The 22042-nt window shown below is 70.2% G+C and carries 21 protein-coding genes and 1 riboswitch; of the genes, 13 read left to right on the top strand and 8 right to left on the bottom strand.

Annotated elements, in window-relative coordinates; genetic code table 11:
• The 4 genes from AC1RQF_RS27480 to AC1RQF_RS27495 all read left to right on the top strand — a co-directional run.
• Positions 1–1871, top strand: a 1871-nt coding sequence (locus tag AC1RQF_RS27480; protein WP_492873387.1) for a hybrid sensor histidine kinase/response regulator, incomplete at its 5' end; no start/stop codon positions are given.
• A complete protein-coding gene (locus AC1RQF_RS27485) occupies positions 1868–2884 on the top strand; it encodes a chemotaxis response regulator protein-glutamate methylesterase (protein ID WP_273996714.1) in 1017 nt (338 codons plus the stop codon). The genes AC1RQF_RS27480 and AC1RQF_RS27485, both read left to right, overlap by 4 nt.
• A 205-nt stretch (positions 2885–3089) precedes the next feature.
• A complete protein-coding gene (locus AC1RQF_RS27490) occupies positions 3090–4625 on the top strand; it encodes a helix-turn-helix transcriptional regulator (RefSeq protein WP_273996713.1) in 1536 nt (511 codons plus the stop codon).
• Between the two features lie 129 nt (positions 4626–4754).
• Positions 4755–4946, top strand: coding sequence for a CsbD family protein (locus AC1RQF_RS27495; RefSeq protein ID WP_273996712.1), 192 nt, complete (start codon positions 4755–4757; stop codon positions 4944–4946).
• Between the two features lie 66 nt (positions 4947–5012).
• On the opposite strand, the gene AC1RQF_RS27500 is transcribed toward AC1RQF_RS27495, so the two are convergent.
• Positions 5013–6323, bottom strand: a complete 1311-nt coding sequence (locus AC1RQF_RS27500) for a haloacid dehalogenase-like hydrolase (protein ID WP_492873388.1) — start codon at positions 6321–6323, stop codon at positions 5013–5015.
• A gap of 275 nt (positions 6324–6598) precedes the next feature.
• Here AC1RQF_RS27500 and AC1RQF_RS27505 point away from each other — a divergent pair, with 275 nt between their 5' ends.
• The 4 genes from AC1RQF_RS27505 (at position 6599) to AC1RQF_RS27520 (ending at position 11031) form a co-directional block, all read left to right on the top strand.
• Positions 6599–7900: an MASE1 domain-containing protein gene (locus AC1RQF_RS27505; protein ID WP_273998408.1), complete on the top strand. Its 1302-nt coding sequence runs from the start codon at positions 6599–6601 to the stop codon at positions 7898–7900.
• Between the two features lie 21 nt (positions 7901–7921).
• Positions 7922–8737: an alpha/beta hydrolase gene (locus AC1RQF_RS27510; protein WP_273996710.1), complete on the top strand. Its 816-nt coding sequence runs from the start codon at positions 7922–7924 to the stop codon at positions 8735–8737.
• On the top strand, positions 8620–9546 hold the full coding sequence (locus tag AC1RQF_RS27515; protein WP_492873404.1) for a haloacid dehalogenase type II: 927 nt from the start codon (positions 8620–8622) through the stop codon (positions 9544–9546). The genes AC1RQF_RS27510 and AC1RQF_RS27515 overlap by 118 nt, the downstream gene beginning before the upstream one ends.
• A gap of 50 nt (positions 9547–9596) precedes the next feature.
• Positions 9597–9663: riboswitch (Fluoride riboswitch) on the top strand.
• A gap of 81 nt (positions 9664–9744) precedes the next feature.
• Complete coding sequence (locus AC1RQF_RS27520) at positions 9745–11031, top strand: voltage-gated chloride channel family protein (protein ID WP_492873389.1); 1287 nt, start codon at positions 9745–9747, stop codon at positions 11029–11031.
• Positions 11032–11047: 16 nt separating this feature from the next.
• On the opposite strand, the gene AC1RQF_RS27525 is transcribed toward AC1RQF_RS27520, so the two are convergent.
• The 4 genes from AC1RQF_RS27525 to AC1RQF_RS27540 form a co-directional block, all read right to left on the bottom strand.
• Positions 11048–11977, bottom strand: coding sequence for a CPBP family intramembrane glutamic endopeptidase (locus tag AC1RQF_RS27525; RefSeq protein ID WP_273996708.1), 930 nt, complete (start codon positions 11975–11977; stop codon positions 11048–11050).
• Between the two features lie 335 nt (positions 11978–12312).
• Positions 12313–12567: a hypothetical protein gene (locus AC1RQF_RS27530; protein ID WP_492873390.1), complete on the bottom strand. Its 255-nt coding sequence runs from the start codon at positions 12565–12567 to the stop codon at positions 12313–12315.
• Positions 12568–13168: 601 nt separating this feature from the next.
• Entirely contained in the window at positions 13169–13639 is a 471-nt protein-coding gene (locus tag AC1RQF_RS27535; RefSeq protein ID WP_492873391.1) for a hypothetical protein, read from the bottom strand.
• 119 nt (positions 13640–13758) lie between these two features.
• Positions 13759–14907, bottom strand: coding sequence for an acyltransferase family protein (locus AC1RQF_RS27540; protein ID WP_492873392.1), 1149 nt, complete (start codon positions 14905–14907; stop codon positions 13759–13761).
• 193 nt (positions 14908–15100) lie between these two features.
• Between AC1RQF_RS27540 and AC1RQF_RS27545 the strand changes: the two genes are divergently transcribed.
• The 3 genes from AC1RQF_RS27545 to AC1RQF_RS27555 all read left to right on the top strand — a co-directional run bounded on the left by AC1RQF_RS27545 (position 15101) and on the right by AC1RQF_RS27555 (position 16803).
• Positions 15101–15322: a ParD-like family protein gene (locus AC1RQF_RS27545; protein WP_273996705.1), complete on the top strand. Its 222-nt coding sequence runs from the start codon at positions 15101–15103 to the stop codon at positions 15320–15322.
• Positions 15322–16110 (top strand): type I methionyl aminopeptidase, encoded by a 789-nt coding sequence (gene map, locus AC1RQF_RS27550; protein WP_273996704.1) that lies wholly within the window; start codon positions 15322–15324, stop codon positions 16108–16110. The genes AC1RQF_RS27545 and map overlap by 1 nt, the downstream gene beginning before the upstream one ends.
• A 129-nt stretch (positions 16111–16239) precedes the next feature.
• Positions 16240–16803: a methyl-accepting chemotaxis protein gene (locus tag AC1RQF_RS27555; protein ID WP_492873393.1), complete on the top strand. Its 564-nt coding sequence runs from the start codon at positions 16240–16242 to the stop codon at positions 16801–16803.
• A 19-nt stretch (positions 16804–16822) separates the two neighbouring features.
• On the opposite strand, the gene AC1RQF_RS27560 is transcribed toward AC1RQF_RS27555, so the two are convergent.
• Positions 16823–17446, bottom strand: coding sequence for a lytic transglycosylase domain-containing protein (locus AC1RQF_RS27560; RefSeq protein WP_273996703.1), 624 nt, complete (start codon positions 17444–17446; stop codon positions 16823–16825).
• A gap of 341 nt (positions 17447–17787) precedes the next feature.
• Between AC1RQF_RS27560 and AC1RQF_RS27565 the strand changes: the two genes are divergently transcribed.
• Positions 17788–18255 (top strand): PraA/PraB family alkane oxidation protein activator, encoded by a 468-nt coding sequence (locus AC1RQF_RS27565; RefSeq protein WP_273996702.1) that lies wholly within the window; start codon positions 17788–17790, stop codon positions 18253–18255.
• Positions 18256–18286: 31 nt separating this feature from the next.
• On the opposite strand, the gene AC1RQF_RS27570 is transcribed toward AC1RQF_RS27565, so the two are convergent.
• The gene (locus AC1RQF_RS27570) at positions 18287–18868 is read right to left on the bottom strand and encodes a GNAT family N-acetyltransferase (RefSeq protein WP_492873394.1); all 582 of its coding nucleotides are present in this window, start codon (positions 18866–18868) and stop codon (positions 18287–18289) included.
• 70 nt (positions 18869–18938) lie between these two features.
• Between AC1RQF_RS27570 and AC1RQF_RS27575 the strand changes: the two genes are divergently transcribed.
• Positions 18939–19865 (top strand): DMT family transporter, encoded by a 927-nt coding sequence (locus tag AC1RQF_RS27575; RefSeq protein WP_273996700.1) that lies wholly within the window; start codon positions 18939–18941, stop codon positions 19863–19865.
• Positions 19866–20026: 161 nt separating this feature from the next.
• On the opposite strand, the gene AC1RQF_RS27580 is transcribed toward AC1RQF_RS27575, so the two are convergent.
• On the bottom strand, positions 20027–21910 hold the full coding sequence (locus tag AC1RQF_RS27580) for an ABC transporter ATP-binding protein (protein WP_273996699.1): 1884 nt from the start codon (positions 21908–21910) through the stop codon (positions 20027–20029).
• Positions 21911–22042 lie beyond the last annotated feature (132 nt).

Genomic DNA, 22042 nt, shown 5'->3' on the forward strand with positions numbered 1-22042 from the left:
GAGGAGACAGGCCCGTGTCCGAGCCCGCGCCCGCGCCCGCGCCGGCCGGCGCGCCCGGCTCCGCGGCGTTCGACGCCGAGCCGCCCGGCGCGTCGCCCGTCGACCCGGGGCGCGAGGCCGAGCGCGCGGGCAAGATGCGGCGGGTGCGCGCGGACAGCCTGAACCGGCTGCTGAGCCTGTCCGGCGAGGCGCTGGTCGAATCGCGCTGGCTCAAGCCGTTCGCGGAATCGATGCTGCGCCTGAAGCGCGCGCAGCGCGACGCGGCGCGCGCGCTCGACACCATCCACGAGGCGCTGCCCGAGGAACTCGATCCGCGCGTGCACGGCGCGCTCAACGACGTGCGGCAGATGTTCACCGACCTGCAGCGCGCATTCGGCGCGCGGCTCGACGAGCTCGACCGCTTCGAGCGGCGCGGCACGCACATCGCGGAGCAGATGTACGACGAGGCGCTGCAATGCCGGATGCGCCCGTTCGGCGACGCGACGCGCGCCTATCCGCGCATCGTCCGCGACCTCGCGCGTTCGCTCGGCAAGCGGGTGCGCTTCTCGGTCGTCGGCGAGGCGACCCAGGTCGATCGCGACATCCTCGACATGCTCGACGCGCCGCTGGGCCACCTGCTGCGCAACGCGGTCGATCACGGCGTGGAGTCGCCCGAGGCGCGGCTCGCGCGCGGCAAGCCGGCCGAGGCGAGCATCACGCTCGAGGCGCGCCACAGCGCGGGATCGCTGCTCGTCAGCGTGTTCGACGACGGCCCCGGCGCCGACCTCGCCGCGGTGCGCGCGGCGGTCGTGCGCCACAACCTGACCGACGAGGACACCGCCGCGCGGCTGTCCGACCAGGAACTGCTCGAATTCCTGCTGCTGCCGGGCTTCTCGATGCGCGAGCGGGTGACGGACGTGTCCGGGCGCGGCGTCGGGCTCGACGCGGTGCAGGAACTGGTGCGCTCGGTGCGCGGCGCGGTGCGGATCTTCAACGAGCCGGGGCAGGGGATGCGCTTCGTGCTGCAGCTGCCGCTCACGCTGTCGGTGATCCGCAGCCTGCTGGTCGAGGTGGGCGGCGAGCCCTACGCGTTCCCGCTCGTGCAGGTGCGCCGCACGCTGGAGCTCGATCGCGCGGACATCGACGTGCTGGAGGGCCAGCAGCATTTCCCGCTCGACGACCGGCGGGTGGGCCTCGTCACCGCGCACCAGCTGCTGGAGGCGGGCGAGCTGGACGCGAGCCGGCCCAGCACCGCCGTGGTGGTGGTGGGCGGCGAGCCCGAGACCTACGGGGTCGCGGTCGACCGGTTCCTGGGCGAGCGCATGCTGGTGGTGCAGCCGCTCGACGGCCGTCTTCACAAAATTCAAAACATCGCAGCGGGCGCCTTGCTGGAAAATGGCGATCCGGTGCTGATCGTCGACGTGGAGGACCTGATCCGCTCGATCGACAAGCTGATCCGCGGCGGCCAGCTGACCAAGGTGCGGCGCGGCGAGCAGCACGCGCTCGCGCCGCGCGCGAAGCGCGTGCTGGTGGTCGACGATTCGCTGACGGTGCGCGAGCTGGAGCGCAAGCTGCTCGAAAAGCGCGGCTACGGCGTGACGATCGCGGTCGACGGGATGGACGGCTGGAATGCGATTCGCAGCGATGCGTTCGATCTGGTCGTCACCGACATCGACATGCCGCGGATGGACGGCATCGAACTCGTCACGCTGATCAAGCGCGATCCGCTGCTGAAGGCGGTGCCCGTGATGATCGTGTCCTACAAGGACCGCGACGAGGATCGGCGGCGCGGCCTCGAGGCCGGCGCAGACTATTACCTGGCGAAGGGCAGCTTCCACGACGAGGCGCTGCTCGACGCCGTCCACGACCTGATTGGAGACGCCCGGCCATGAACATCGGCATCGTCAACGACCTCCCGCTCGCGGTCGAGGCCCTGCGCCGCGCGATCGCGCAGCGGCCGGAGCACCGCGTGCTGTGGGTCGCGACCGACGGTGCGCAGGCGGTCGACTTCTGCGTCGCGAACCCGCCCGATCTGGTGCTGATGGACCTCGTGATGCCGAAGGTGAACGGGGTCGCGGCGACCCGCAGCATCATGGAGCGCGCGCCGTGCGCGATCCTGATCGTGACCGCGAGCGTCGACGCGAACACGTCGCATATCTACGAGGCGATGGGCGCGGGCGCGCTCGACGCGGTCGACACCCCGACCCTCGTGCAGGGCGTGCTGGCCGAGCCGCTGCTGGCCAAGATCGACCAGATCGGGCGCCTGCTCGCGACCCGCACCGCCGCGCCGGCGCCCCCCGCGCCCGCGGCCGTCGCGCCGGGCGCGCAGCCGCCGCTCGTGGCGATCGGCGCGTCGGCGGGCGGCCCGACCGCGCTGACGACGCTGCTCAAGCGCCTGCCGGAGGATTTCCCGGGCGCGATCGTGATCGTCCAGCATGTCGACCAGGCGTTCGCGATCGGGATGGCGCAGTGGCTCGACGGCCACACGGTGCTGCCGGTGCAGGTCGCGCGCCAGGGCAGCGTGCCGCGGCGCGGCGAGGTGCTGCTGGCCGCGACCAACGACCACCTGACGCTGACCGCGCGCGGCTCGCTCGGCTATACGCGCTATCCGGAGGAGACGCCCTACCGGCCGTCCGTCGACGTGTTCTTCAACAGCGTCGCCGAATACTGGAAGGGCGACGCGCTCGGCGTGCTGCTGACGGGCATGGGCCGGGACGGCGCGCTGGGCCTGAAGGCGATGCGCGACAAGGGCTACTACACGATCGCCCAGGACCAGGCGACGAGCGCCGTCTACGGGATGCCGAAGGCCGCCGCCGCGATCGGCGCGGCCACCGCGATCCTGCCGCTCGAGCGCATCGCCGAGCAGCTGATCTCGCTGCTGCAACGGAAGAATCGGTTCCGCTAGGCGCGCGCCGGCCGGAACCCGACACCCGCGCGCGGGTCGGAACCGTGGGGCCGCCCAGGTGGGGCCGCCCAAGTCGGGCCGGCCAGGCTACCGGTGCGGATGCACTAGCCGAACGGGTGCATCCGCGCCTGGCGCGCGGCGCGCGCGGCGGCGAGCATCGCATGATGCGCCGGCCGCGCGGGCCGTGCGCCGCAACGGAGAACCGATGACCGATCCAGCCAACGAAGTGATCAACGAGCAGGCGCTCAAGACGCATACCGACCGGCGCCAGTTGCAGCAAATCATCACGGGCCTGACCGAAGGCGTGATTCTCGTCGAGCCGGACCAGCGGATCGTGTGGGCCAACGAGGCGGCGCTGTCGATGCATGGCGTGGCCGACCTCGCGGGGCTCGGCGCGGACGTCGACGCGTACCGCGCGCGCTTCCGGCTGCGCTACCGCAACAATCATCCGGTGCAGGACGGGCACTACCCGATGGACCGGGTGATCGCCGGCGAGGCGTTCACCGACGTCACGGTCGAGGTGGCGCCAGCCGACGCCGAAGACATCGTCTGGGTGCACCGGATCCGCGGCCTGGTGTTGACCAACCACGCGGGCGAACCCGACTGCCTCGCGCTGGTGCTGCACGACGCGACCGAATGGGCGAGCGCCGAGCAGCGCTTCGAGCGCACCTTCAATGCGAATCCCGCGCCCGCCGTGATCTGCCGGCTCGGCGACTTCCGCTACATCAAGGTCAACCAGGGCTTTCTCGACATGACGGGCTACGTGCGCGACGACGTGATCGGGCGCTCCGTCTACGAGCTGGACGTGTTCGAGCACGCGGACGACCGCGAGCTGGCGATCCAGCGGCTCGCGGACGGCATGACGGTGCCGCAGATGGAGGCGCTGCTGAAGCTGCCGACGGGCGGCGCGAAGGCGGTGGTGGTCGCCGGCCAGCCGATCGATATCGGCGAGGAGGCGTGCATGCTGTTCACGTTCATGGATCTGGAGCCGCGCAAGCAGGCGGAATCGGCGCTGCGGCAGAGCGAGGAGCGCTTCGCGAAGGCGTTCCGGATGGCGCCCGTCGCGATGGCGATCATGACCGCCGCGCGCTCCGAGCTGCTCGACGTGAACGCCGCGTTCGTCGAGCTGACCGGGCACGCGCACGAGGACGCGCTGGGCCGCTCGACGGACGAACTCGGGCTGTGGGCCGACGGCGACGCGCAGCGGCAGATCGCGGCGCTGCTGGAGCGCGCGGGCGGCGGCGCGCGCAACGCGGAGGTGCGCATCGATACGCACGGCGGCGAGCGGCTCGACTGCGTGGTGTCGGCGGATCACGTCGCGATCCACGGGCAGGACTGCATCCTGATTGCGCTGCTCGACATCAGCGAGCGCAAGCGCACCGAGATGGAACTGGTGCAGGCGATCGAGACCGCGATGCAGGACGCCTCGTGGTTCAGCCGCACGCTGATCGAGAAGCTCGCGAACGTGCGCCGCGCGAACGCGCCCGATGCGGGCGCGCAGCTGTCCGACCTGACCGCGCGCGAACGCGAGGTGTTCGAGCTGCTGTGCGCGGGGCTCGCCGACAAGGAGATCGCGGCCCGCCTCGGGCTCGCGCCGAACACGGTGCGCAATCATGTCGCGACGATCTACACCAAGCTCGACGTGCACAGCCGCGGCGAGGCGATCGTATGGGCGCGCGAGCGCGGCATCGCGGGGCCGGCCGAACCGCCCGCGCGCGGCGGCGCGAAGGGGCGTCGCTGAGCGACAGGTGCGGATGCACCCGCGACGGCGGGGCATTCGCACCTGTCGCGCGCGCGCCGCGTTTGCGATGCTGTCGACAGCCGGCCGCGCGACGGCCGGCCTTCCTTGCATTTTCCGAAGGAGTCGACCATGGACAGGAATCGCATCGACGGCAAGCTCAGGCAGATCCGGGGCTCGGTCAAGGAGGCGCTCGGCAAGGTGATGGGCGATCGCCGCGCCGAGGCGGAAGGGCTCGCGGAACAGGCCGCGGGCCGCGTGCAGGAGCAGGCGGGCATCGCCGCCGACGCGGTGCGCCGCCGGCGCGACGGCCGCGCGAAGTAGCGGCTTGCCGGGCGGGCGAAGACGGCGGCGGGGGCGTGCGTCGCCGGCCCGCCCCCGCTTCACCGCTTACGCGAGCAGCTTCGGCTCGGTCTTGCCGTACTTGAGCGAGCGTTCGTCCGCCGTCATCAGGCCCGTGTACTCGTTGCGCCCCTGCAGCACCAGCCGCGCATCGGCGCGCCCGAGCTGCGCGGCGGCGCGCTGGCTGTCGAGGCCGATCTCGCCCGTCTTCATCCGGTTGACGATCACGCCGACCGCCGTGTCGTCGAAGTCGCGCAGCATCCACGCATCGCCGTCGCTGTCGCCGAACACGAGCAGCGGCCCGTAGCCCTTGGCCGACTGCAGCACGTTGCGGATCCCGACCGTCTTGCCCGGCCCGTAGTTGAAGTGCCAGTCCGGCGCATAGGCGTTGACGTAGCGGTCGTCCTGCATCACGAGCCGCATGCCGATCACGTTCGCCGCCGGCACGCCGTAGCCGAACGCGGGATGCCCCGCGAACACGCGCACCACGTCGTCGAGCGATGCCGTGCTGATGTAGACGTCGATGCCGTTCGAGCGCAGCGTGTCCATCAGCGCGCGGATCTCCTCGTGGATCCGGATGCCGTGGAAATGCGTGGCCGCGACCACGCCCGCGCGGCCCGGCTCCGCGCGCGAGCTTTCATAGGTGACCTTGCGCAGCGCGTCGCCGAGGTTGGCGGTGTTGCTCTCGTAGGCCATCGTCATCAGTTCGTCGCGGCTCAGGTTCGCGAACCAGTACATGATCCACTTGTAGCCGATCTCCACCGGATAGGTGTCGCAGATCGCGTCGTACATGAAATACAGCTTCGCGCGGAAATCCTTGAAGGCCTCGCTGCGCTGGATCTCGGCGAGCGGCAGCGTGCCGCCGAGCCCGTCGTAGTGCGCGTGCAGCCAGCGATAGTCGCGCTCGACGTCGGCGGCGATGTCGGCCATCGCGACCGGCTTGCCGTCGACCGTGCGGTAGCCGAGCGAGGCGTCGAAGGGCCCGTCCGGCACGCCCTGGCGCAGGATCGTCGCGAACTGGTCCGGCGTCAGCCGATAGCGCAGGTGGTCGATCTGATACATCATCAACGCCTCTTCGCAGTCGTTCATGATGCAGGTGTTGTCCCAGTCGAACACCGCGTAGGGGCGTCGATCGGCGCGGTATGACGCGCTCTTCGCGCCGTGCGCGTCGATCACGGCGGCGAGGCGCGCGTAATTGCGCGGCGCCCAGCGCCCGGGCGTCAGCGACAGCGGCCCGGCGACGGCCGAGGCGGCGGTCGCGGTCGGCGCGGCGGCGCCGGTGTTCGTCCAGGCGCCGGCGAGCGCGGCGGCCGACGCGCCCGCGACCGAATGCACGAAGTGGCGGCGGTTCATCTTCATTGCGGGGGTCTCCTGAGCAAAGGGGAAAGCGCGCGCGGAATCGCGAAGCCAGCTTCCCCGCCCAAAAATGCGCGCGGCGTGCGAAATCGGACGCCGGTCAGCCAAATTGCGACCGGGGGCCGCGCCGGCCGAGGGCAGGAATTCGCAGACGGAACCGGTCCCCGGGTAAAATGGGCCGCGTTCGCGGGCTCGCGCGCCCGCGAACGCCTATCATGGCGGAATCGCCCGAACGCGCGGCAGGCATCAAGCGCCGCGCGGGACTCAAGGACACCTCGATGGACACCAAACGCTCCCGGCCCGGACTCGTGGCCGCGCTGCTCTGGGCGGCGCTGTATCTCGCGAGCGGTTATATCTCGCACCGGTTCAACGGCCCGATTCGCCTGACCGGCTATATCTGGCTGCCCGCCGGCGTCACGGTGGGCGCGTTCATGCTGCGCCCGATGCGCGAATGGCCCACGCTCGGCGGCGCCTTCCTGCTCGGCCAGCTCGCGCTGGTCGCGATCGAGCGCGGCAACCTGCTCAACGCGGTGCTGTTCACGGTCGACGAGGTCGGCGCGGCCGCGCTCGCGGTCTGGCTCGTGCGCCGCACGCGCTTCTCGCTCGAAGGGCTCTATTTCCTGCGCTCGGTGATCCTCGCCGCGCTCGTTGCCGGGGTGCTCGGCGCGCTCGGCGGCGCGGCCTGGTTCGCGCTCGTGAAGGGCGCATCGTTCATCGACGTCGGGCTCGTGTGGGCCGCGTCCGATTTCGTCGGCGTGCTGCTGATCACGCCCGTGCTCGCCTCGTGGTCGCGCTTTCGCGCACACCGCTCGGGCGACCACGAGCGCTTCGACGTGGTGCTCGGCATCGTGTCGTTCGTGCTGCTCGCGATCGGCGCGGTCGTGATCTTCGACGGCGACAGCGTCGACCGCTTCGGCGCCGGCGCCGGCGCGGGCTACGCGCTGACCTACATCCCGCTGTTCATGACGGTGGCCGTGACCGTGCTGCTGGGCGGGCGGGTCGGCTCGTCGTCGGTGCTGGTGCTCGCGCTGATCGTGATCCTGCAGACCGCGCAGGGCGACGGCCCGTTCGCGCTGCTCGACGAGCATCACGGCCGCTCGCTGCTCGAGGCGCAGCTGTATCTCGCGGTCGCCTCGCTGCTCGTGCTGACCGTGAGCACGCTCAAGACCACCCGCGAGCGCGTGCACGAACACGCGGCCGTCCTGCAGAACAACATGGAGCTGGCGCTCGCGAGCGCCGGCCAGATCGCCTACGTGCTCGATCCCGAGTCCGGGCGGATCGAATGGAGCGGCGAAGTGCAGCGCGTGTTCGGCGTCGGCGTGACGGCCGAGCAGATCGCGTGCCTGTCGGACGTGCTCGACCGCGTGCATCCGACCGATCGCGATGCACTGCATCGCTACTGGCGCGCCGCGATGGCGGGCGAGGAGCGCGCGCCGGTGTCGCTGCGCGTGGTGCGCCCCGACGGCGGCACCCAGGCGATCACCGACCACGGCGCGCCGCTGCTCGATTCGAACGTCGACGTGACGGTCGTGGCAGGCGTGTGGCAGCTCGAACGTCTCTATGCGGACACGGCAGAGTGAGCGACGGAGCGTGCGCCCATCATGAATGACCGCACCGGCGTCCTGCTGATCCATGGGCTCGGCGGCACCCAGTATGACCTCGGCTCTCTGCACAAGGCGATGCGGCGGGCGGGCGGCGACGCGCACATGATCACGCTGCCGGGCCACGGCACGCGCCCCGAGGATCTCGTCGGCGTGCGCGCGGAAGCGTGGCTCGACGCGGTCACCGAGCAATACCACGCGCTCGCGGCCGAATACGACACGCTGCACGTGGCGGGCATGTGCATGGGCGCGCTCGTCGCGCTGCTGCTGTGCCATCGCGTGCAGCACGCGCGCGGCCGGCTCGCGCTGCTCGCGGCGCCGGTGTTCATCGACGGCTGGTCGACGCCCTGGTATCGCGCGCTGCGCCACCTGCTGTACCACATGCCCGGCGTGCCGGCGCGGCTGCGGGTGGAGGAGGGTGATCCCTACGGCCTCAAGAACCCGCTGATCCGCGCGATCGTGAAGAAGAAATTCGAGCGCGCGGACAACTTCCATTATCCGTGGGTGCCGCTCGCGTGCATTCGCCAGGTCGACCGGATGCGCGACTGGGTGCGCGCGGCCGCGCCCGAGACGTCCTGCCCGACGCTGGTCCTGCACGCGCGCGAGGACGAACTGACGAGCCTGCGTTCGGCCGAATTCCTGCAGGCGGTGCTGCCCGATGCGCGCGGGATCGTGCTCGAGAACAGCTATCACATGATCTGCGCCGACAACGATCGCGAGGCGGTGGCGCGCGAGGTGCTCGCGTTCTTCGGCTTCGATCCCGCGCACGCGGTGAGCCCCGCGATGGCGCGCCGGCAGGGGCGCGCCGCGGCCTGAGCACGCCCGATAATCGCCGACGGTGCGGCGGGCGCCGTATCCGCCCGCGCCGGGCGAGCCGGCGCGTCAACGCAGACGGGGGCGTGATGGGATTCACTGAAGTGAAGGTCCTGTTGTTCGACGTGTTCGGCACGGTGGTCGACTGGCGCGCGGGCGTGATCCGCGACGCCGCGACGTTCCTGGCCCGCCACGGGCGCGCGGATGCCGATCCGGCGGCATTCGCGGACGCCTGGCGCGCGCGCTACAGCCCGTCGATGGAAGCGGTGCGCAGCGGCCGCCGGCCGTTCACGCGGCTCGACGTGCTGCACCGGGAAAATCTCGAAGCGATTCTGCCGGCGTTCGGCATCGAACGCGCGGCGGTGCCCGACGCGGCGCTCGACGCACTCAATCTCGCGTGGCACCGGCTCGATCCATGGCCGGACGCGGTGGCGGGGCTCGCGCGGCTGAAGGCGCGCTACGTGATCGCCCCGCTGTCGAACGGCAACATCGCGCTGATGCTCGACGTCGCGAAGCGCGCGGGCTTGCCGTGGGACGCGATTCTCGGCGCGGAGGTCGTGCAGGCGTACAAGCCGTCGCCCGAATCGTATCTGCGCACCGCCGACCTGCTCGCGCGGCGGCCCGAGGAGATCTGCCTCGTGGCCGCGCACAACGGCGACCTCGCGGCCGCGCGGCGCTGCGGCCTGCGCACCGCATTCGTCGCGCGGCCTCGCGAGCACGGGCCCGCGCAGACCACCGACCTGCGCGCCGAATCCGACTGGGACGCGGTTGCGCCCGACTTCCTCGCGCTCGCGGACCCGCTCGGCGCGTGAGCGCGCGGCGCGCGGCCCGCGCCGTGCGACGCCGGAATCGCGTAGAATGACGCGCTTCCGGAGATGGCATGCCTCCGTATAACCGCCGGTCAGCCGGCTGATGATGCCTACGCGTTCCTGGGTGCAGGAGGTCGTAGGCCGTCTGGTGCAAGTGGCGTTCTGCCGCCCGGGTTTGATGTCCTGTCAAATCTGCTGCTCATGAAATCTCTCGTCTCGATCGAACCGGCCGCGCTGTTCGCGCATCTCGGCCGCTGGCTCGCGTTGTCGAGCGCGCTCGGCGTACTCGCCGGCAGCGCGTCGGCGTTCTTCCTGTACGCGCTCGATGTCGCCACCGACACGCGTCTCGCGCATCCGTGGCTGCTCGCGGGGCTGCCGTTCGCGGGCTTCGCGACCGGTTGGGTGTACCACCGGATCGGCCGGTCGGTCGAAGGCGGCAACAACCTGCTGATCGACGAGATCCACGATCCGCGCCGGATCGTGCCGAAGCGCATGGGGCCGCTCGTGCTGGCGGCGACCGTCGTCACCCACCTGTTCGGCGGCTCGGCGGGCCGCGAGGGCACCGCGGTGCAGATGGGCGGCGCGCTCGCCGACCGTCTGACCGTGCTCGCCGGCCTCGATCGCGATGCACGCCGGATCCTGCTGATGGCCGGGATCGCCGCCGGCTTCTCGTCGGTGTTCGGCACGCCGCTCGCGGGCGCGGTGTTCGGGCTCGAAGTGCTGGCGATCGGACGGCTGCGCTACGACGCGCTGTTCGCCTGCGTGATCGCGGCGATCGTCGCGGACGCCGTGTGTCGCCTGTGGGGGGCGCACCATACCGTCTACGCGGTGCCGCTGGTGCCGCCGCTGACCCTGTCGGGGTTCGCGTCGACGCTCGTCGCGGGGGTGGCGTTCGGCCTCGTGGGCCGGCTGTTCGCGCAGGCGACGCACGCGCTCGGCGCGCGTTTCAAGCAACGCATCGCCTATCCGCCGCTGCGGCCGTTCATCGGCGGCGCGCTGGTCGCGGCGGCCGCGACCGCGCTGCACGCGCCGCAGTATCTCGGCCTCGGCATTCCGACCATCGAGGCGGCGTTTCATGGCCCGCTGCCGGCCTACGATTTCGCGGGGAAGTTTGCCTTCACCGTCGTGACGCTCGCATCGGGTTTCAAGGGCGGCGAGGTGACGCCACTGTTTTACATCGGCGCGACGCTCGGCAACGCGCTCGGGCAGGTGCTCGCGCTGCCGGTGCCGGTATTGGCGGCGATGGGCTTCGTCGCGGTGTTCGCGGGCGCGGCGAATACGCCGATCGCGTCGACGCTGATGGCGATCGAGCTGTTCGGCGCGCCGATCGGCGTGCATGCGCTGCTGGCCTGCGTGGTCGCCTATTTGTTCTCGGGGCACATGGGCATCTATCGCGCGCAGCGGATCGGGACGGGCAAGCATCGGCCGTTGCCCGAGGACCAGCGCGCATCGGAACTCGCGACCGGGCGGCGCGCCGACGGCGCGTGACGGGTGGGGCCGGGCTTCAGGTCGCGCGCGCGGGCCGTTGCCGCGCGGCCGCGGGCAGGCCGCGCCATGCGATCAGCGCGAGCACGGCGAGCGCGGGGAATACCAGCACGCTGGCCTCGGGACCGACCGTGCCGCCGCTCAGCCAGACCGGCCCGGTCGCCTGGCTCGTCAGCAGGTTGCCCTGTGCGACGAGCCCGCTGTCGGCCGCGCCGAACAGGAACGACTCGCTCCAGTCCCAGGTCGCGTGCAGGCCGATCGCCCACCACAGCGAGCCGGTGCGCCAGATCGCGAGGCAGGCGACGAAGCCGTAGATCATGACCGGCACCACGCCGGCGAGATTCTCGCCGCGGTTCGCCGCGTGCGACAGGCCGAATGCGAACGAGGTGAGCGCCGTCGCGATGACGGGATGCGTGCCGCGCGCGAGGCGGAAGAACACATAGCCGCGAAACGCGATCTCCTCGGCCGCCGCGACGAGCACGAACGCGATCGCCCATTGCAATCCGGAGACGAGCGCGACCGGCGCGCGCGCGCCCGAGTGGTGGGTCGTTGCGCCGCCGAGCGCGATCAGCGTGAGCATCAGCACGCTGAAGATCGCCACGCTGCACAGCGCGCCGAGCGTGAACTGCACGGCTCCGCGCGGCGCGCGCAGGCCGAAGTCGAGCCACGGCGCGCGGTCGAGGTGGGCCATCGCGCGGGTCGCGGCCAGTGCGGCGATGCACAGCGCGAGTTCGAACTGGATCTGGGTCGGCGCGTTCATCACGCCGTGAAACTCGAACGGATGGCCGAGCCGCCGGCAGGCCCAAGCGAACCCCGCCATGATCGCGGCGATGAGTGCGCAATAGAGCAGCGCGGCCCAGCCGGCGCGCAAGCCGCGCGGTCCGAGCCACAGGGTTCTGAGACGAAAAGACGACGTGTTGAGCGAGCCGGTTCTCTTGACCGCTTTCATGTCTGTAATCCTTTCCATTCGTAAGCGTGTGAGCGCCTGATCTTTCGTGCGCCTTGCAGGCAGCGTGTCGCGTGTCGTGTGATGCACGGGGGCGAATGGTAACTCCGGGCGCGCGTTATGTGGCGGCGATCGTGTGCGGCGTGGTGGCGCGTGGCGGCGGGTGCGGTCGTCGCTTCGGTGGTGGTGAGGAGAGGGTGGGTGGTCGTAGGCGCGATCGGGAATGGCGATCGGCCGTCGCGGCTTGGTGGTGTGATGGTGCGATGGTGCGATGTCGATTGCGCGCGGATGCGGCGCGCAATCGGCGTGGTGCGAAGGCGAGCGTATCGGTGGGCGGCTTATTGCCCGAGGTCGCGCGCGGTGGCTTCGTTGTGCCCCTCGCGCCAGATCGCGGCGAAACGGCTGCCCGCGTGATAGGGGTTGGGGCGACGCGCGACGTAGTCGTCGATGCCCTGGCAGTACGCGCCGTACAACGTCAATGGCGGATTCTTCACGCTGGGCGCGCCGCGTGCGGGGGTGATGAGCCGTACGCCGTCGATGATCTCGAGCGCGTCGGCGGGCGCGGGTCCATGCGCGAATTCGACGATGTCCATGTTGGCCTCCCTGAGCCTGTTTTGTCTTGTATTCAGCAATAAGAGTGCCAAGGCGAAGCGCGGGAGAGGATCACGGTGGGATGCGGGTTCGCGCGCGTGCGCCGCGCGCGCGATGGCCGGTGTTACGGCGCGTGTAACGTGACATGGCGCGGCGCGTGCGTCGATGGACGGCGCTGAGTGGTTGGGAACGGTGTGTTCGTCGAACGTGAAGCGGCGCAAGGTTGGCGAAGAATGTCAACGCGGGGGCGGGGAGCGCAGTAGAGCGGCCCGGAGTGCGGGAGCGGTGAACGATGCGAGCGGCCGAGACGTATCGATGCGGCTCGCGCGTGAAGCTGCGAGGTGCCTCGTTGTGCGCGCAGCGTTTGAGTTCGCTGGATTGGAGATTCACGGGCTGGCGCGGATGGGCGGCGTGCGAGTGTGCGTCGATGGATGCGAGCGCGGGGTGGCGTGCGTGTCACTGAGTGAGGCGCTGGCGATTGCTGGATTGACGATTCACGGAATGGCGCGGACGAGTGGCGTGCGGTCATGCATCGAGAGGATGCGAGCGCGGGGTGGCGTGCGTGTCGCTGAGCGAGGCGCTGGCGATTGCTGGATTGACGATTCACGGAATGGCGCAGACGAGTGGCGTGCGGTCATGCATCGAGAGGATGCGAGCGCGGGGCGGCGTGCGTTTCATTGAGCGAGGCGCTGGCGGTTGCCGAGCTTGAAATGTGTGGATTGGCGCGGATGAGCGATGCGCATGCAGGTATCGATGCAGCTTGCACACGGCGACGCGTAGTTCATTGAACGCGATGCGCCGGGTTGCGAAGGATGAGAAATTCGCGGACAGGTTCAGGCCGAGCGCCGGGCACGCATCGATGCGAATCGCGCGCGAGGCGACGCGTGCGTCATTGAATGCGAAGCGCCGGCTGCGCCGGATCGTAAATTCGCGGGCTCGCGTGGATGAACCGCGCACAAGCGCGCATCGATGCGGCTCGTGCGTGAGCGGCGCGCCGTTTCCACGTGCGGGGCGGACGTGCTCGTCGCACTGGATTCCGATCCGCGTGGCGCTCCGCGCCGATGCGGCGCCCACCGAGTCGTCGTGCGCCGCGCCCTGCAAGCGGATGAAACGACGCGGCCGCGGCACGCACACGGATGCATGCGCAACGGGTATGCAAACGGCGCAGGCGGTCCGCCCACGGCGCGACGCGTCTACTCGGTCGGCGACAGCGGCGGCCCGAGGCTCTCGGCCGTTGCAGCAGCGGCTCGCGCGGCGGCGGGTTGCGAGAGCCGATCCTTGATGCGCAGGAACGGTGTTTCGATGCAGGCGTGGCTGAGCGCCGCCGCCGCGAGCGCGGCCGCGACGCCGAGCGGAAACGGCAGCGTCGCGGGCCCGCCCGGATGCATGAACAACTGTTGCCACAGATAGAGGCTGAACGAAATCGTGCCGACGAAGCCGAATGCACGCGTGCGCAGCAGCCGTGAGAACCAGAAATCCGGCCGCGCGATCAGCACCGCGATCAGCAGCCCGGCGAGCCCCGCTTCGAGGGTCACGCCGTAGGTCGCATACCAGAAGCCGCCGAGCCGTGCCTCGACGATCGGCATCGCCACCAGCAATACCAGCACGATGGCCGTGGGCGCGCGCGAACGGCGCGGCCAGGCGCGGATCCACGCATCGAGCCGCTCGGCGTTGAGCGCGATCCAGCAGCCGACGAGAATCGGATCGACGCCCGTGTGGAGCATCATGCCGAGCTGCCCGCGCAGCGCGGGCGCGGCGAAGTAGGTGGCGGCGCGCCCGAGCGGCACCGCGACGATCAGCACGATGAGCACGATGAGCACGCGCTGGCCGCGCCGCCGGTACAGCCCGGCGAGCAGCAGCGGCCACAGCCAGTAGAACTGCTCCTCCAGCGCGAGCGTCCAGAAATGACCGAGATACCACGCGCCGTCCGGGTGGCGGAGATTGTCGGCCGCGAGCCCGACGAGTCCGGCATAGTTCCAAAGATGCAGCGCGGCGTACGCGAGCTGGCGCGGCGTGACGTCGAGCCAGCCGGCATACGCGAGCGCGGCGATCGCCAGCAGATAGACATAGAAGGCCGGCCAGATCCGCAGCGCACGCTTCGCATAGAAGCGGCCGAGCCGCAGCCGGTGGCTGCGCGCCAGTTCGTCGTCCAGCTGGCGGGTGATCAGGAAGCCGCTCAACACGAAGAAGATCAGCACGCCCAGGCGGCCGTCGGCGATCAGCCGCAGCGGCGCGAGCCCGTGCGTGTAGCCGCCCGCGCGCGTGTGCTCCGCATGGCCGAGCACGACGAGCGTCACCGCGACGGCGCGCAATCCCGTCAGCGCCTGTACCCGATTGTTCATGGTCGATGCCCGTTCCGTCCCGCTCGATTCGGCTGCCGGCTGCACGGCGTCGCGGGATGCGACGCCCCGGTGCGTCGCCACGATTCCACGAAAAATCTCGAAATAAAATCGCCAAAAATGCGCGCTGGGCGCGCAGCGCCCGGATGCTCTGCTAATATACGATCCGTATATGAAACGTATAAGGATGAATGTGATGGGCATCGTCAAGATCTCCGAGCAGATGCATGAATCGCTGCGCCGTGCGAGCGGCGCGCTGAGCCGCTCGATCAATGCGCAGGCGGAGCATTGGCTGCGCGTGGGCATGGTGGCCGAACTGAATCCCACCCTCAGCTACGGCGAGATCTGCCGGGTGCTGCTCGACGCCGAGACGGGCGGCGCGGCGCTCGCGCGCGACGATTTCGCGAAGGTCGCGTGATGGCGGGGCGTCGCAAGGTGGCGATCCGCAATCAGGCGGAGATCGCGCAGGCCCGGCGCGCGGGCGCGCTGGCCGCCGACGTGCTGGCGATGATCGCGCCGCACGTGCAGGCGGGCGTGACGACCAACGAGCTGGATCGGCTCTGCCACAACTACATCGTCGACGTGCTCGACGCGATTCCGGCGAACGTCGGCTATCACGGGTTCCCGAAGACGATCTGCGCGTCGGTCAACCACGTGGTATGCCACGGGATTCCGTCGGATCGGCGGCTCGAAGACGGCGACATCGTCAATATCGACGTCGCGGTGATCAAGGACAGCTGGTATGGCGACACGAGCCGCATGTATTGCGTCGGCACGGCGTCCCCGGATGCGCAGCGGCTGATCCGCGCGACCCATGACGCGATGATGGCGGGCGTCGCGCAGGTGCGGCCGGGCGCGACGCTCGGCGATGTCGGCCACGCGATCCAGTCGGTCGCGCAGCGCGAGGGCTACAGCGTGGTGCGCGAGTACTGCGGGCACGGCATCGGCCAGATCTACCACGACGAGCCGCAGGTGCTGCATTACGGGCGCCCGGGGATCGGGCTCACGCTCGCGCCCGGGATGATCTTCACGATCGAACCGATGCTGAACGCGGGCCGTCCCGAGACCCGCGAGCTGGCCGACGGCTGGACCGTGGTGACGCGCGACCGATCGTTGTCCGCGCAATGGGAGCACATGGTCGTCGTGACCGACAGCGGCGCGGAAATCCTGACGCCGTGGCCGGACGCGGATCGCGCGGCGGCGTGAGCGCGGCGCGCTGCGGCTCGCCGAACGCTTCGGCTATCGGCGCGACGCGGAGGCCGTCTATCGGGGGCGTCCGACCGTGGTGCTGCGTCGCGCGGCCTGAGCGGCAGCGCGCGGCGAAGGCGCGGGCCGGTGAACCACATCGCATGTGCTCGCCAACGTACTATGTCGCGCGTATCAGACATCAGTGCCTATTGCGTCGCCTGGCGAACCGAAACCAATGCGCCGCCCATCGACCTCCGCCAAAAATTCCTCTTTGAATGCCGCGAGCAAGGCATCCGAATCATCGACAAAGCCCCCCAACTGCGTTGCGGCACGCGCCTTCGCGGTGGTCGCCGGCGAAGTGCGCAGCCTCGCGCAGCGCAGCTCCACGGCGGCGAAGGAGATCAAGAACCTGATCGAGACCACGACCGGGAACATATCGCATCGGGCGCGGGCGTCGCGCGCGATGCGGGCGCCTCGATGCAGGCGATGGTCGGCGAGATCGCGCGGGTGGCGGCGTTGATGCAGGCGATCTCCGCCGCGTCCGCGCATCAGGGCACGGGGATCGGCCAGGTCAGCCAGGCGGTCCGGCAGATGGATGCGGTCACGCAGCAGAACGCCGCGCTCGTCGAGCAGGCGGCCGCCGCGTCGCACAGCATGCGCGAGCAGGCCGCGCAGATGAAGGAAGGGGTGCGGGCGTTTCGCCTCGCGTGACGCGCGGCGGGCGCGCGGCTCAGTTGGCGGACGCGACGCCCGCGTCGCTGGCCGCGGGGGCCGACGCGGGGCGCTCGACCACCTTGCTGAATTCGCCGACGTGCTTCTGGATCTTCTCGGCGTAGGCGGTCGAGCCGCCGTACTTCTTCAGCGCCAGCGTCACGTCGCCGCGCGCCGATTTCAGGTAGCCGTACAGGATCGCGGAACCGGCGTCGATGTTCGCGGTGGGCTCGGTCAGATCCTTGGTGTTCTTCAGCAGGCCGCGATGCGCGGACGGCACCACCTGCATCAGGCCGGTCGCCCCGTTCGAGCCGCGCGCCTTCTCCTTGAAGCGCGATTCGATCGAGATGATCGCGAGCAGCATCGCGGGCGGCAGCGAATATTTCGAGGCCGCGACGTCGACGGCGTTGGCGATCTGCACGGCCTTGTCGCGCGCGACGCCGAACTTGTGCATCAGGTAGCCGGACAGGCGGACATTGTCGGGCGGCGGCTGCGTCGGCGGCGGCTGCTCGGCGGCCGACGCGGCCGCAACCGCGGCGGCCGTGGCCGCCGACGCCGGGTCAGCGGGCTGCGGCTGTTGCTGGGCCAGCGCGGGGTGCGCACAGCCCAGCGCAAAAACGATCGGACAAAGGAACCGCCTCATGGTCGATGGGATCGTGTGCACGGGAACAGCCGGAGTATAGCGGGTCGCGCGGCGCGGCTCCGGTGAACCTTTCATATGCATTTCAATGCCCGCTGCGCGGGTGACGCGGCGCGGCTTCGTCGATGTCGTCGTCGATGCGCGCGGGTCTCTTGGGCCCCGCGATTTGCCGGCGGGCATGAAGACGTTCCCGCCGGGGCGCGTCCGGCACCGTGCGTTGCCCCGCGTATTCCCTCGCCAGCGTGTGTCAGCGCACAATCGCGCAGGGCGGATTCGCCTAGCATCGATGCGCGCCGGTCCAACGATGTGAACCCAAACCCCGGCCGCGATCCCAGGAGGGCAGGATGTCCATTTCGAAGAACGCCGCGCTCGCGGCTTGCATCGTTGCATTCGGCTGGTCCGCTGCGTCCCGCGCGCAGACCATCACCCCCACCAACATCGAAGTCACGGCCAGCGGCCCGCTGCTCGTCAGCGGCGGGCCGGCGGGCCGCTGCACCTATCACTTCGCCGGCGCGGCCAAGGCCGGCCGGATCACGTTCGACCACATCACGCGCGACGGCGGTCCCGGCTGCGACAACCCGAACGACATGCGCATCGGCAAGCTCACGCTGGTGCCGCAGTCGTCCGGCGTGATGATGGCGATGGTCTACCTGACCTCGCTCGATCCGCTCAACGCGCAGGCGCTCAATTTCCAGGTGGGCTGGGACAACGCAAGCTCGGCGGCGACCTTCGGCGTGCCGGTCGATCCGCATGCGCACTACTGGGTGACGGGCGGCATCGTGACCGTGCGGCCGTCGATCTACGTGCAGTGAGGGCGCCGCCGCGCGGCGGCGAGTCGATGCGTCATGCGCCGGCGAGGCGCCGCAGGGCCGGATGCGCGGCCAGTGTCGCGATCGTCGCGACGAATTCGATGGCGCGCGCGTTCTCGCGCGTGATCCGGAAGCCGAGCTTCCGGTGGAAATTCATCGACAGGCGATTGGTCTTGTAGACATGGCTGCGCAGCGTCTCGACGCCGTGCCGCGCGGCCAATGCGGCGAGTTGCGCGAACAGGTCGGCGAGGATCGGGGCGGCGCGTCGCTCGGGATGCGTGCCGAGCCCCGTCACGAACCAGCCGTGCCCGTCGTCCGCGTCGGGGCGCAGCAGCGCATAGGCCGCGAGCCGGCCGTCGCGCCGCACCGCGCACAGCACGCCGTCGGCGAGCGAGCGGCGCAGCTTTTCGCGATGCGCGTCGGGATCGAGGTGGTCGCCCGCGCGTTCGGTGTGCGCGCGCAGCGTGAGCAGATCGAGTTCGAGGATTTCGTCCAGCGTGGCGGCGGGTGGGGTGTCGGGCGTCATGAGGCGGGGCGTGAGCTTGTCGTGCCGACGCGGTGAGCAGGCAGGGAGGGCGAGCAGCGTGCGCGTCCGTTCCGCGACAGGATGTGCCATTTTATCGTGAGACCGTGGACGCGCGGCGCGGCACGATCGGGGCTTCATTCATGCCCGGAGACTGTACGCCATGCCTGCTGCCGCATTCCTGTTCCCGTTCGTCGCGATCCTGCTGTGGGCGGGAAACGTGATGGTGTCGAAGCTGTCCGCCCATACGATCGATCCGATGGCGATCACGTTCTGGCGGCTCGTGCTGGCCGTCGCGCTGATGAGCGTGTTCGTGCTGAAGCCGGCCTGGCGCAATCGCGCGGCGATCGCGCCGCAACTGCCGAAGCTCGCCTGCCTCGGCCTGCTTGCGATGGCGCTGTTCCAGTGCCTGTCGTACGAGGCGGCGAAAACCACGAGCGCGACCAACCTCGCGATCCTGACCTCGCTCGTGCCGCTTCTGACGATGCTGCTGTCGGTGCCGCTGCTGCGCGAGCCGCCCACGCTCGGGATGCTGGGCGGCGGCATGCTGTCGTTCGCGGGGCTCGTCTACCTGATCACGGGCGGACGGCCGACCGTCCTCGCGGCGGGCGGCCCGCACGCGGGCGATCTGCTGATGCTCGGCGCGGCCTGCACGTACGCGCTGTACGGCGTGCTGCTGCGGCGCTGGCAGGTCGGCCTGCCGGCGTGGCAGTCGACCTATGTGCAGGCGCTCGCCGCGCTCGTGTTCATGCTCGCGATGATGACCCGGCTGCCGCCGGGCGCGGTGTGGCCGAATCGCGCGAGCCTGCCGTTGATCGCCTATGCGGGCAGCTTCGCGTCGGTCGTGCTGCCGTATTTGTGGATGCGGGGCGTGAAGTTGCTGGGCCCGAGCCGATGCAGCATGTTCATGAACCTGCTGCCGGTCGCGACCGCGGCGCTTGCGGTCGGCTGGTTCGGTGAAGCGTTGCACCTGTACCACCTGCTTGGCGGCGGCGCGGCGCTCGCGGGCGTGGTGGCCGCGCAGACGCTGCGCAAGCCGTTGTTTGCCGGCGCGCCCGTGGGCGCGGGCCGGCAGGCGGTGAAATCCTGACGTTTATGATGCGCGAGCGTTGACGTGCTGAAGCGCCCAAGTGCCGAAGTGCCGAAGCGCCGAAGCGCCGAAGCGCCGAAGCCCCGAAGCCCCGAAGCGCCGAAGCCCCGAAGCGCCGAAGCCCGGCCGCCGCACCCTGGCGGGCGCGGCGGCCGGCGGTGTTACTGCGCGACCACGACGTCGAGCGCGTCGGTGCCGCCTGCGCCGCCCAGCTTGACCTCGACGCCCTTCGCGCCGGTCTGCTCCATCAGCCCCTTCGCGAGTTCGAGCGCCTGGCGCTCGAACAGGCGGCGGTACAGGCCGCCCTCGATGCGGATCAGCGCGTCGTGCGTGCCTTCCTCGATGACCGTGCCGCGTTCGAGCACGAGCAGCCGGTCGAGCGCGCGCACCGTCGACAGCCGGTGCGCGACCACCAGCGTCGTGCGGCCCACCATCAGCCGCTCCATCGCCTGCTGGATCAGCACCTCGCTTTCGCTGTCGAGGCTCGAGGTGGCTTCGTCGAGGATCAGCACGGGCGCGTCGGCGAGGAACGCGCGCGCGATCGCCACGCGCTGACGCTCGCCGCCCGACAGCTTGATCCCGCGCTCGCCGACCAGCGTGTCGTAGCCGTCCGGCAGCGCCGCGATGAAGTCGTGCGCGCTCGCGAGCCGCGCGGCCCGCTCGATTTCCTCGCGGGTCGCGTTCGGCCGTGCATAGGCGATGTTCTCCGCCAGCGAGCGGTGGAACAGCACGGGCTCCTGCTGCACGATCGCGATCTGGCTGCGCAGCGAATCCTGGCGCACCCGCGCGATGTCCTGGCCGTCGATCAGGATGCGACCCTCGTTGACGTCGTGCAGACGCTGGATCAGCTTGATGAACGAGGTCTTGCCCGAGCCGGAGTGGCCGACGAGCCCCACGCGCTCGCCCGGCGCGATCCGGATCGAGAAATCCGCATAGAGCGGTTTCACGCGGCGGCCATAGGTGAAGGTCACGTGCTCGAAGCGGATCTCGCCGCCGCCGATCTTGATGGGCGGCGCGCCGGGCAGGTCGTCGATGCCGAGCGGCTGGCGTTCGAGCGACACGAGTTCCTCCATGTCGTTGACCGAGCGCTGCAGGTTGCGGATGTGCATCCCGATGTCGCGCAGGTAGCCTTGCAGCATGAAGAACATCGTCAGCGCGAAGGCGATGTCGCCGACGCTCGCGCGATCGTTCGCCCACAGCCACAGCGCCGAGCCGAGCATGGCCGCCTGCATCGCGACCAGCATCAGCCCCTGCAGACCGCCGTTGAGCGTGCCGCGCGCCCAGGTGCGGCGGGTGCGCTTGCGCCACTTGTCGATCACGCGCTTGAGCCGCGCTTCCTCGCGCGCTTCCGCGCCGAACGCCTTGACGACGGTGTTGCAGCTCACCGCGTCGGCGAGCGCGCCGCCCATGCGGGTGTCCCACGCGTTGCCGAGCCGCGCGGCGGGCGCGACGAAGCCGAGCGAGGTCGCGCTCGTCACCGCGATGAACAGCAGCGAGCCGAGCCCGACCACGGCGCCCATCACGGGCCAGTGCAGGCCGAGCAGCACGGTCGCGCCGCTCAGCATCACGATCGACGGCAGCAGCGCGACGAGCAGCGTGTCGTTCAGCAGGTCGATCGCCCACATGCCGCGCGTGATCTTGCGCACGGTCGAGCCCGCGAAGCTGTTGGCGTGCCAGTCGGTCGAGAAGCGCTGCACGCGATGGAAGGCCTGCTCGGCGACTTCGCTCATCATGCGCAGCGTGAGCCGGATGATGTTCCAGAACACGACCTGACGCAGCAGCGTGCTGCCGAGCCCGAGCGCGATGAGGGTGATGAACGCGTGCAATGCCGCCTGCCAGCCGGCCGCGCGCGCGGTGGCGCCGAGCGACAGGGCGTCGACCAGGCGACCCGCGAACAGCGGCGTCAGGATGTCGCCGAGCGCGACCAGCAGCGCGGCTGCCGCGATGACGCAGATCCGCAGGGGCTGGTGGCCCCAATGGCGGAAGGTGAACCCGAGGACGTCCTTGAACGCCTGTCCACCGAGGTTGGCTTTTTTGCGAGTCATATGTATTGCCTGACGGCCTTGCGCGCGCCAGGACTTGCTGAGCGAGAGAAGAAACAACGACCGCCGATGCGCACGGAGGCGCAGGCTTGCTGAATCGGCGAACTCTGGAAAGATGCAGGCTTATTGGGCAGC

This window comes from Burkholderia sp. GW821-FHT14F03 (assembly GCF_058803765.1).

Coding starts and splice junctions, on each gene's coding strand:
- AC1RQF_RS27575 (WP_273996700.1), top strand. CDS start 18,939: ATGCCTGCTGCCGCATTCCTGTTCCCGTTCGTCGCGATCCTGCTGTGG.
- AC1RQF_RS27580 (WP_273996699.1), bottom strand. CDS start 21,910: ATGACTCGCAAAAAAGCCAACCTCGGTGGACAGGCGTTCAAGGACGTC.
- AC1RQF_RS27545 (WP_273996705.1), top strand. CDS start 15,101: ATGGGCATCGTCAAGATCTCCGAGCAGATGCATGAATCGCTGCGCCGT.
- AC1RQF_RS27500 (WP_492873388.1), bottom strand. CDS start 6,323: ATGAAGATGAACCGCCGCCACTTCGTGCATTCGGTCGCGGGCGCGTCG.
- AC1RQF_RS27505 (WP_273998408.1), top strand. CDS start 6,599: ATGGACACCAAACGCTCCCGGCCCGGACTCGTGGCCGCGCTGCTCTGG.
- AC1RQF_RS27560 (WP_273996703.1), bottom strand. CDS start 17,446: ATGAGGCGGTTCCTTTGTCCGATCGTTTTTGCGCTGGGCTGTGCGCAC.
- AC1RQF_RS27525 (WP_273996708.1), bottom strand. CDS start 11,977: ATGAAAGCGGTCAAGAGAACCGGCTCGCTCAACACGTCGTCTTTTCGT.
- AC1RQF_RS27570 (WP_492873394.1), bottom strand. CDS start 18,868: ATGGCACATCCTGTCGCGGAACGGACGCGCACGCTGCTCGCCCTCCCT.
- AC1RQF_RS27485 (WP_273996714.1), top strand. CDS start 1,868: ATGAACATCGGCATCGTCAACGACCTCCCGCTCGCGGTCGAGGCCCTG.
- AC1RQF_RS27565 (WP_273996702.1), top strand. CDS start 17,788: ATGTCCATTTCGAAGAACGCCGCGCTCGCGGCTTGCATCGTTGCATTC.
- AC1RQF_RS27540 (WP_492873392.1), bottom strand. CDS start 14,907: ATGAACAATCGGGTACAGGCGCTGACGGGATTGCGCGCCGTCGCGGTG.
- AC1RQF_RS27510 (WP_273996710.1), top strand. CDS start 7,922: ATGAATGACCGCACCGGCGTCCTGCTGATCCATGGGCTCGGCGGCACC.
- AC1RQF_RS27495 (WP_273996712.1), top strand. CDS start 4,755: ATGGACAGGAATCGCATCGACGGCAAGCTCAGGCAGATCCGGGGCTCG.
- AC1RQF_RS27530 (WP_492873390.1), bottom strand. CDS start 12,567: ATGGACATCGTCGAATTCGCGCATGGACCCGCGCCCGCCGACGCGCTC.
- AC1RQF_RS27520 (WP_492873389.1), top strand. CDS start 9,745: ATGAAATCTCTCGTCTCGATCGAACCGGCCGCGCTGTTCGCGCATCTC.
- map (WP_273996704.1), top strand. CDS start 15,322: ATGGCGGGGCGTCGCAAGGTGGCGATCCGCAATCAGGCGGAGATCGCG.
- AC1RQF_RS27490 (WP_273996713.1), top strand. CDS start 3,090: ATGACCGATCCAGCCAACGAAGTGATCAACGAGCAGGCGCTCAAGACG.